This is a genomic window from Nostoc sp. UCD121 (assembly GCF_014222285.1).
Taxonomy (GTDB): Bacteria; Cyanobacteriota; Cyanobacteriia; order Cyanobacteriales; family Nostocaceae; genus Nostoc.
Genome location: NZ_JACKZS010000090.1, coordinates 21,025 through 28,720 on the forward strand (window position 1 = coordinate 21,025; position 7,696 = coordinate 28,720).

General features: G+C 37.8%; 6 protein-coding genes and 1 pseudogene. 2 read left to right on the plus strand and 5 right to left on the minus strand.

Annotated elements, in window-relative coordinates:
* Nucleotides 1-162: 162 nt before the first annotated feature.
* On the minus strand, nucleotides 163-1,977 hold the full coding sequence (locus GNF10_RS19435; RefSeq protein WP_185580689.1) for a proline--tRNA ligase: 1,815 nt from the start codon (nucleotides 1,975-1,977) through the stop codon (nucleotides 163-165).
* Nucleotides 1,978-2,127: 150 nt separating this feature from the next.
* Here GNF10_RS19435 and GNF10_RS19440 point away from each other — a divergent pair, with 150 nt between their 5' ends.
* Complete coding sequence (locus GNF10_RS19440) at nucleotides 2,128-3,510, plus strand: 1-acyl-sn-glycerol-3-phosphate acyltransferase (RefSeq protein WP_185580688.1); 1,383 nt, start codon at nucleotides 2,128-2,130, stop codon at nucleotides 3,508-3,510.
* 22 nt (nucleotides 3,511-3,532) lie between these two features.
* A pseudogene (locus GNF10_RS19445) lies at nucleotides 3,533-3,781 on the plus strand (plasmid stability protein).
* Between the two features lie 109 nt (nucleotides 3,782-3,890).
* Here the strand turns inward: GNF10_RS19445 and GNF10_RS19450 are convergent.
* From GNF10_RS19450 to GNF10_RS19465, 4 genes are all read right to left on the minus strand, one after another.
* Nucleotides 3,891-4,913: an IS4 family transposase gene (locus GNF10_RS19450; RefSeq protein ID WP_185592132.1), complete on the minus strand. Its 1,023-nt coding sequence runs from the start codon at nucleotides 4,911-4,913 to the stop codon at nucleotides 3,891-3,893.
* 133 nt (nucleotides 4,914-5,046) lie between these two features.
* On the minus strand, nucleotides 5,047-5,622 hold the full coding sequence (locus tag GNF10_RS19455; protein WP_185592127.1) for a Uma2 family endonuclease: 576 nt from the start codon (nucleotides 5,620-5,622) through the stop codon (nucleotides 5,047-5,049).
* A 52-nt stretch (nucleotides 5,623-5,674) separates the two neighbouring features.
* Nucleotides 5,675-6,871: a PD-(D/E)XK nuclease family protein gene (locus tag GNF10_RS19460; RefSeq protein WP_185592129.1), complete on the minus strand. Its 1,197-nt coding sequence runs from the start codon at nucleotides 6,869-6,871 to the stop codon at nucleotides 5,675-5,677.
* 251 nt (nucleotides 6,872-7,122) lie between these two features.
* Nucleotides 7,123-7,665 carry a (2Fe-2S) ferredoxin domain-containing protein gene (locus GNF10_RS19465; protein WP_185580239.1) on the minus strand — a complete coding sequence of 181 codons (543 nt, stop codon included), beginning with the start codon at nucleotides 7,663-7,665 and terminating at the stop codon, nucleotides 7,123-7,125.
* Between the last annotated feature and the right edge of the window lie 31 nt (nucleotides 7,666-7,696).

The following is a 7,696-nucleotide window of genomic DNA, read 5'->3' on the forward strand; positions in this document are numbered from 1 at the left end:
CCCTTTTTCAATTTTAGAATTTATATTTCTAATCCGTCACCTACCAAATTATGTAAATTTCATTCTTTTTGGAGATGATTAATTTACAACGCAGAGGAACGCTGAGTAAAACGCAGAGGAACGCAAAGTAAAGTATTGATTCCTCTGCGTAAATGTTGAAGTTTAATTTTTTACCTGAGTGGCGGCGGTAATCCACTGTTTGAGTGTTGTTGTAACTTCCTCTATGACAATTTCTTGAGAGTTGCGGGTGGCTCTTTCTACAACTTCGACTTTGCCATTAGCGATCGCGCGTCCGGTTACAATTCTATAAGGGATGCCAATCAAGTCAGCATCTTTAAATTTCACTCCCGCCCGTTCATCGCGGTCATCTAGTAGGGTTTCAATTCCTGCTTGATTGAGTTCTGTGTAAAGTTTTTGGGCGACTTCGATTTGTTGAGCATCTTTAATGTTAGGAATCGTGATGATCGCGTGGTAGGGTGCGATCGCAACTGGCCAAATAATCCCATCTTTATCGTAAGATTGCTCTACGGCAGCTTGCGCTAACCGCGACACGCCTACACCAAAACAACCCATAAATAGCGGCTTTTCTTCACCCTGTTCATTTGTATAAGTTGCTCCCATCGCTTGGGAATATTTAGTGCCTAATTGGAAAATATGACCGGCTTCGATTCCACGGGCGCTTTGTAAGGTTTGTTCTGGGTTATGGATGGCGCGATCGCCCGGTCTTGACTTGCGAATATCTACTACTCGCTCTGGTAATTTAAATTGCTCACCCCAATTAGCACCAACTACGTGATAACCAGCCTCATTCGCGCCTGTAACAAAGTTTTTTAAATCAACGGCTGTTTGATCTACCAAGCGCAAAAACTTGGGATGGATCTGTTTATTAGCAGCAATATACTCATCTGCGATATCAGGCGCAATGTAGCCTAAAGGTAGAGATTTGGCTGTCCATGTTTGCTGGGTTTCTATATTTGGTACATTCAAACTAATAATAGTTTTAGCGCCATATTCCGAAGCTAATTTAGTCAATTCATTTTGCAATTTGACTTCATTAACTTCCTGATCGCCTCGAATGTTCACCAGAACTAACACTGTTGTGCCATTATCATAAACTGTCTGATAAAGGACATTTTTCACCAATTGAGTCGGAGAACAGTTGAGGAGTTGACACACCTTTTCAATTGTTTCTGTTCCAGGTGTATCGCGTTTCTCGTAGGTTGTAAACCGTGAGGTTTCGGCATCAGTTGGTAAAGAAACAGCCTTTTCTACGTTAGCGGCGTATTTACCATCCTCAGTGTAAAGAACTTCGTCTTCACCAGCTTCTGCCAAAATCATAAATTCTGTGGAACCAGAACCGCCAATTGCACCGGAATCGGCTTCCACTGCGCGAAAAGCTAAACCAGAACGCCGCAGAATATTGCTGTACGCTTTATACATATCCTGGTAAGTTTCTTTGAGGCTGGCTTCATCGGTATGAAAGGAGTAGCCGTCCTTCATGATAAACTCACGTCCGCGCATCAAACCAAAGCGGGGACGAATTTCATCGCGGAATTTAGTTTGAATTTGGTAGAGGTGTAGGGGTAACTGGCGATAAGAGCGAATCATATCACGAGCGATCGCTGTGATTACTTCTTCATGAGTTGGGCCTAATCCTAATTGTTGCTCACGGCGGTCAATTAGGGAAAACATGATCCCCTCAGCTTTGGTGTAAGTGTCCCAGCGTCCCGATTCCTTCCATAAATCAGCAGGTTGTAATTGTGGTAAGAGACATTCTTGTGCGCCTGTAGCGTTCATTTCTTCCCGCACAATCTGGGAAACTTTTTGCAGTACCCGCCACATTAAGGGCAAATAAGCATAAAGACCACTACCGATGCGACGAATGTAGCCTGCACGGAGTAATAATTTATGACTGGGAATCTCAGCATCAGCTGGATCGTCCCGGAGTGTAACGAATAACATTTGTGACAGTCGCATCGTTTATAGCCTTTCTTTGATCGCTAATTTCTATGTCAACTAAAGTATGAAGTATTAAGGATGAAGTACAAAGTACACAGCGTTATTTATTTTTCATTTTTACTTATAGCCTTCCGCCTTTTTTGATCGCAACTTTAGGAGAAAACTACCTTGGCAGATGTAATTTATCAAGCACAGGCACCCTTAGAATTTATTCCTCCGGCGTTTAACCCCTTATTTCTACGATTTGTCCAGCTGTTGCTACCTAGTTGGATAAACTGGCAAACACCTATTACCCAAATTGAAGCAGACAACGTAGAGGTGCTGGTGGATCTCTATCGCCAGTTTCAGGAGGGTAAGATCCGTTTTATGCTGGCATTTCGCCATCCGAAAACAGACGATCCGTTTTGTTTGGCTTACTTGTTATCTCAACTTGTACCAAAGATAGCGCGATCGCAAGGTACAGCACTACAACTCCCAATTCACGCTCATTTTATCTACGATCGCGGCATTCCTCTATGGGCAGGTTCCCATGTCGGTTGGATTGCTTCTCGTTTAGGTGGTACTCCGATTCAGCGAGGTAAGGCTGACTGGACGGGGTTACGTTCGGCGCGTGACTTGTTTGCCAATGGGAGATTTCCGATGGCTGCTGCGCCAGAGGGTGCTACCAATGGCTTATCGGAGAATATCAGCCCTCTAGAACCCGGAATTGCCCAATTAGGCTTTTGGTGTGCTGAAGACTTGCACAAAGCCGAACGCCCCGAACAGGTTCTAATTGTACCAGTTGGCATTAAATATAGTTACGTTGATGCTCCTTGGGGTGCGATCGCTAATCTTTTAAGTGAAATGGAAGCGGCTAGCGGTTTACCTGTGAATGCACCAGAAAATGCTTCTATAGAGTCGCTTTATCCTCGGTTATTGAGTTTGGCAGAACATTTACTTTCGCTGATGGAAAAATTTTACACGCGCTTTTATCATCTAAAGCTGCCAGATATCAAAACAGTAGTAGGAGAAATTGAAGATAGAAATGAAGCGTTAGCAGTTCGTTTGCAAGCTTTATTGAATGCGGCGTTACTAATATCAGAACAGTATTTTGATTTGCAGTCAAAAGGTACTTTGAGTGATAGATGTCGGCGGGTAGAACAAGCGGGGTGGAATTATATATTTAGAGAAGATTTTAAGGATTCAAAAGGAGTATCTGCTGTAGAGAAATCTTTAGGCGATCGCGTTGCTGAAGAAGCAAATGCCCGGATGTGGCACATGCGTTTAGTAGAAAGTTTTGTGGCAGTTTCTGGTAATTATATTAGGGAAAATCCCACAGTAGAAAGGTTTGCTGAGACGACTTTAATTTTATGGCAAATGATTGCTAAAATCAAAGGCAATAAAACTGTGCAGCGTCCGCAATTAGGTAAGCAAAAAGTAAAAATTACTGTGGGCGAACCGATATCTATTTCTGAGCGTTACCCGGCGTATAAGGAAAATCGTTTGGGTGCTAGGCAAGCTGTCGCTGATGTGACAAATGATTTGCAACACGCGCTGGAAGGATTGATTTGAAAAATAAGGTGAGGAATTAATTATGAACAATATTACTATATCTAACCTTGATGATGACATCAAGAATCGTCTACAAAAACGAGCCGAAAAATATGGTCGTTCTCTTGAAGAAGAAGCCAAATAAATTCTTCGTATGGCTCTAATAGAAAATCACGAACAGCCCTTAAACTTAGCTAATATGATTTAGCAGCGTTTTGCAAATTTGGGAGACTTTGAATTCCCAGAAATTCCTAGAGAACCTATTCGCACTGTATCAACATTTGAAAAATGATTATTTTTGATACAAATGTGTTGTCAGAATTAATGAAACCCAGAAATGTTGAATCCTAATACAAAACTTTACATATTTAGTTGCACTAACTCTAAAAAGCCTAAAATAGTCAACATGACATCATCTCTTCAAACCAATGAACATAACTGATTTTCTGACACATACAAGATTGTAAATAGCGGAATTTATCTAATAGCGTATGTCCCCATTGTTGTGGGATAGATAATATCTGTAAAATTAGATAAGCTATTAAACTAACGTAAATTTGTATAGTGATACCATTGACGTTCTTAGTAATTAATTTGTCAAGTTTTAAGTACATCTTTAAAAACTTCCATAACAATTCAACTCCCCAACGTAATCGATAAATGTCCTTAATTTCATCGTCAGTAACTGCTGCATCTCCTGACTCTGGTAAATTAGTAACTAAGCGAAATTCAATTTTAGTTTCTACATCACAGAAATTAATGACTCTATAGGCTTGAGCATCATCAGATGCACCTACTTTCATTAATCCACTTGCATCCTCAAATTCTAGTTTCCAATTGTTTTTAATCCGCAAAACAAAGTATTTTTTCTCTTGTACTAATTCTTGGATAAATTTTAATCCTGCAAAGCCTCTATCCATTACCCCAACAGCATTTGTTGGTAAAGTAGACATCATTTTAGAACCAAATTTATAATCATGATCATGCCCAAAATTGATGAAGTTATCTGATGGACTTCCAGTAGCTAGATTTAGGGAACTAAAAAGTTTGACTTGATGGTGTCCTAGTATCCATAACAATTTACTGGTGAGAGTAATAATTGTTGAGTCAATTGGACAAATCGCATATTTATCGTGCAACTTTTTTTGAAGTTTATTCTGTACTAATTCATTTAATTTTTGGTAAATTTCTTGAAATGGTTTTTGACTTCGATGTAAATTTGCTTTAGAGAAAGTAGAAATATCTACCTCAAATCCTGTGTTGTTTAATCTGTTAAACAAATCTCGCATACTTGTTAAGCTGTTATCCATAGCATAAGATAACCAGCATTCAAAGAACAGACGACTGTTCAATACTGGATAATCGTTTTTTGGCAGTCCTCTCAAGATACCTTTGACAATCTTGGGAAATGAATTTATAATCACTATCAAATAGAAATACTTTAATCTTCCGCCCAAAATTTAACATATTTTGGGCTGTTTTTATCGGATTTTCCTTAACATTCAACACTTTTGAATGAAACCTAAAAAGTTTTAATTAGACATCGTCTCTCATACATTAACCTGGAAATACTTTAGATAAATCCAGAACTAAATTAGGAAAATATGGCAGACTAACTGATTCATTTTGCAGGAAAATTAACTTGCGGCGATAACCGAATTTACCTTGTAAATCTTTATAAGGCTCACTGTAAGATTCTAGGTAGTTATCTACTAAATTAAATATCCAATAGTAGGAAATACCAGCTTCTGCATAAACAGATAATTTTACTTCTTGGTCATATTTCAAAGTGGAATTAGAAATTTCAATTACCAGCAATATATCAGATGGGCTAGGATGAGCTTCTAAATAGTCATCAGGACGATTTCGCACAATGACTAGATCGGGTTCTGGTTCGCTGTCATCAGGTATAATAATTGGTTCTTGTCCTCGAAGAATCGCTTCTTCGACAACCAGCTTGAATAATTCCCGATATAAGCGGGTGCTACAAACAGAGTGCGGTGTACCTTTTGCTGCCATCTGGATTATTTCACCCTTAATTAGCTCAACTCGGTCATTCTCCTCAAAGAAGCCGAGTTCAGCTAGACGGTGATATTCAGCTATAGTAAAGCGTTTAGCAGTGGTAAGGCTCATAACAACTACGAGAATGCAGAGTTATTTTTATCTTAATATAGCTGTAGCTAGATTAAACTCCACCGATAGAAGTTGATAAGATATCCTGATATTCTTCTTTATCAGGTTCTGTAACTGTTTCTATACTTACACCTTTCCAAGGGAAGCTGAAATCTGGATGAATATTTTTGAGTTCATCAATAGATTTCAAGAAAAAATCTTTAACAGCACATAGCTGGTCTTTTTCAGATAAAAATTCTTGTAGGCTTTTTCGATAAAATATAGCTGACCATGCTGGCAAAATAGTTAAGTTCTCAGGAGTCCATATATTGGGTTTATCGTTAATTACTTTGTGCATAGATTCAATAATTTTTGGGCGTTCTGGGAAATTAGGAGAAACCTGCAAAAATATACCTAAATATGGATAATCAGTTAAATTAGTTGGATTTAAATCAAAGTATCCGAGACCGCACCAAAAAGCCCATCTTTTGATAGACAGACTAGTGCCGATTATATATCTATTTTTAGATTTCCACTGATACAAGCTATCCAGTTCAGATTTATTGATACCTTCAAAAGCTTGCTTGAATTCTTTTTTAACTTCGTCATTAAGCGTAGCTTCTATAAAATTGAGTGTTTTGTTAAAATTTACCATTGTCAATATGTCAATAGATGAAAGTTGATTGTTGTGAGCCATTTTGTTATTCCTCATAAAAATTAGGATTTCTTGGGCCAAGATATCAAATACGCGCTTTTCCAGGAAACTATAAAACTGATACCACCTCAGTTGGAAGAAATTTATCTTGGGTAATAACTCAATGCAATATTGTTTTATTTCTGGTTTTGGCTCATAATCATGTTGTTTGATTTCTTCTTTTGGGTCATAATCACGGGTAATATAAATTAAAATTCGATGTCTAATATTTGGTAACTTACTTAAAATGTCAGCATATTTTTTTAATTGTCCTGGTATTTCTGTAGAGCCAATTTTTGATTCAATAAATATTACGTCTGTATTTAAACCAGTTGACAGTTCAACCACAATATCAAGTCTGCTATCCTCTGTATGGCTTTCAAGTCCTTTGTGTTCTTGTTGGGTTGAAATCTTGATGCTGGAATAATTATCATCACTAATGATTGAGTGATGTTTTAGCCAATCAATTAAAATACCGTTATTCAGGGATAAAAAATAAGCAACAATTTCAGTAAAAAAATCTTCAAGCGGCTTGTTTCCTGAATGTAAATTGAGTAAATTGCTAAACAAAGACATTGATTTTTAGCTATTTAAGATATTTGCAGAAATTTATACACAATAATGAGGGTTGTAATCCAGCTTGAAGAAGACTACAAAAAATTTTATAAGTTATGTTTGTATTCGATATTACGAGCGTTGCAGCAGTTATAACTTAGCCGATCGCAGTTTGACAAGATTACTGTATGATACTTACAACAAATAGGGATAAAATTTTTACCCCTACAAAGTTGTGTATTTTTTTTAAGAATAGCTAGAGAAGGTTATTACTATTGAGTTAAATGACTTTCTAGCAAAGTTGCGATCGCGTCAGGATGAATATTCTTGTATTTCTTTTTACCAAGGTGTAAAACACAGTTGGGAGCGCTGCTACAGCATTTTTGGCAACTTGTATGTTCAATGGTAACTTTGTCTAATAAACCGCGATCGCACAAAGTTTTTTCTAACTCTGATAATAACCCTTTACCACCACGTTTCAGGCAACCACCCTTTTGACATACCATAATCTTGGCTTTGCTTTGAGGTGGTAAATCTTGCTTTGAACACCCATCAATTGGTGTCACCCGATAGGCTTTAATTTTAATTTTACTTGTGCGTGAGTCTATTTTACTATGACCACAAACGCGAACTTGCTGTCCAGGAATTAAAGATGAACTTAGTAAACGGCGCAACTCTTTAGGCAGTTTAATTTCCACATCTCCAGATGGAACTGCCAATTGCATATATTTATATTTTCCTGGTTCACCACCAATAAAACCTAGTAACTGTCCCTCAAGGTTCAATTCTGATAACGTCAAGTACTTGTCACCCATGATTGATAAAAAGTTATTGGGGATTGGGGAT

Coding starts and splice junctions, on each gene's coding strand:
- GNF10_RS19460 (WP_185592129.1), bottom strand. CDS start 6,871: ATGTCTTTGTTTAGCAATTTACTCAATTTACATTCAGGAAACAAGCCG.
- GNF10_RS19465 (WP_185580239.1), bottom strand. CDS start 7,665: ATGGGTGACAAGTACTTGACGTTATCAGAATTGAACCTTGAGGGACAG.
- GNF10_RS19435 (WP_185580689.1), bottom strand. CDS start 1,977: ATGCGACTGTCACAAATGTTATTCGTTACACTCCGGGACGATCCAGCT.
- GNF10_RS19455 (WP_185592127.1), bottom strand. CDS start 5,622: ATGAGCCTTACCACTGCTAAACGCTTTACTATAGCTGAATATCACCGT.